Raw genomic sequence first — 1,621 nt, 5'->3', positions numbered from 1 at the left:
GAAGACCAGCGCCGGAGTGTTCGGCGTTGCGGCGACCTGCGCCTCGATCAGGCTCTGAATGCACGCCTCGCTCGGGAACTCGGCCGCAGTAGCGTTCCACTCACCGAGGATATGGTGTTGCTCGGCATCGCCCAGCAGCGGCAGCTCACCAATCCGCTGCTGCGCATCGGCAACCATGCCCCGCAGCAGGTTCTGCCAGTGGCTGGCCATGCGCGCGATGGTGTCCGCTTCGAACAGCGCGGTGGCGTAGGTCAGCGAAGCGCTGAGGCCGTTGTCCTGCTCGACGGTGTTGAGCATCAGGTCGAACTGCGCGGTGTGCTTCTGCGAAGTCACACCTTGCAAGGTCAGCCCGGCCAGCTCGCGGACCAGTTGCGGCGCCTCGTTCTGGTGGTTGTACATCACCTGGAACAGCGGGCTGCGGCTCAGGTCGCGCTGGGGTTGCAGCGCTTCCACCAGTTGCTCGAACGGCAGGTCCTGATGAGACTGGGCCTGCAGCGCATGGCGCTTGACCTGTTGCAACAGCGCGGCAACGGTGGTCTGCGAATCCACCTCGGCCTTGAGCACCTGGGTGTTGACGAAGAAGCCGATCAGCCCTTCGGTCTCGGCGCGGTTGCGGTTGGCGATCGGTACGCCGACACGCACGTCGCCCAGCCCCGAATAGCGGTGCAGCAGGGTCTGCAACGAGGCCAGCAGGAGCATGAACAGGGTCACGCCCTGCGCTTGCGCCAAGGCTTTCAGACGCGCCGCCAGTTCGGCATCCAGTTCCAGGTGCAGTTGTGCACCCTCGGTGCTCTGTACTGGTGGACGCGGATGGTCGATCGGCAGTTCCAGCACCGGTTGCTCGCCGCCCAGTTGCGCGGTCCAGTAGGCCAGTTGCCGGTCCTTCTCGCCCGCTTCCATCCAGGTGCGCTGCCACAAGGCGTAGTCGGCGTACTGAATCGGCAGCGGCGCCAGCACCACTTCTTCGCCCTGGCTGTAGCCGGCGTACAGGCGCATCAGCTCATCGACCATGATCGGCATCGACCAGCCGTCGGTGACGATATGGTGCTGCACCAGCACCAGCACATGCTCGTTCTCGCCCAAGTGCAGCAGGCGTACCCGAAGCAGCGGCCCTTGTTCCAGATCAAACGGACGCAGGGTTTCGTCCTCGATAAACAGGCGCACCTGTTCATCCTGCGGCAATTGCGAGTCCGGCAGTTGCTCCAGCGCCAGCACGAACGGCGCAGCGGCGTGGATGACCTGCACAGCCTGGCTGCCGTCCTGGCGGAAGGTGGTGCGCAGGGTTTCGTGACGGCCGATCAGGGTTTCAAAGGCCAGTTCCAGCGCGGCGATATCCAGCGCGCCCTTCAGGCGCAGCGCCGCCGGCATGTTGTACGCCGCGCTCTGCGGCTCCAGCTGCCAGAGGAACCACTGCCGTTGCTGGGCATACGAAAGCGCCAGCGGCTGAGCCCGATCCGCTTTGCTGATGGCTTGTAGCTCGACGCTTGCAGCTTGCCCGGCTTGTCGGGCAAAGCCGCGCAGATCCGGGGCTTCGAACAGGCTGCGCAGTGACAGCTCGATCTTCAGCGCTTGACGCACGCGGGAGATGACCTGGGTCGCCAGCAACGAGTGGCCGCCCAGT

1 protein-coding gene is annotated in these 1,621 nt (G+C 65.0%); it reads right to left on the bottom strand.

Annotated elements, in window-relative coordinates; translation table 11 throughout:
• A partial coding sequence (locus tag DM374_RS32475; RefSeq protein WP_225422686.1) for a condensation domain-containing protein occupies nt 1-1,621 on the bottom strand: 1,621 nt, incomplete at both ends.

The organism is Pseudomonas huaxiensis, assembly GCF_003231275.1.
GTDB lineage: Bacteria > Pseudomonadota > Gammaproteobacteria > Pseudomonadales > Pseudomonadaceae > Aquipseudomonas > Aquipseudomonas huaxiensis.
Note: the sequence above shows the minus strand (reverse complement) of the source record. Positions and strands in the feature narration are given on the sequence as shown.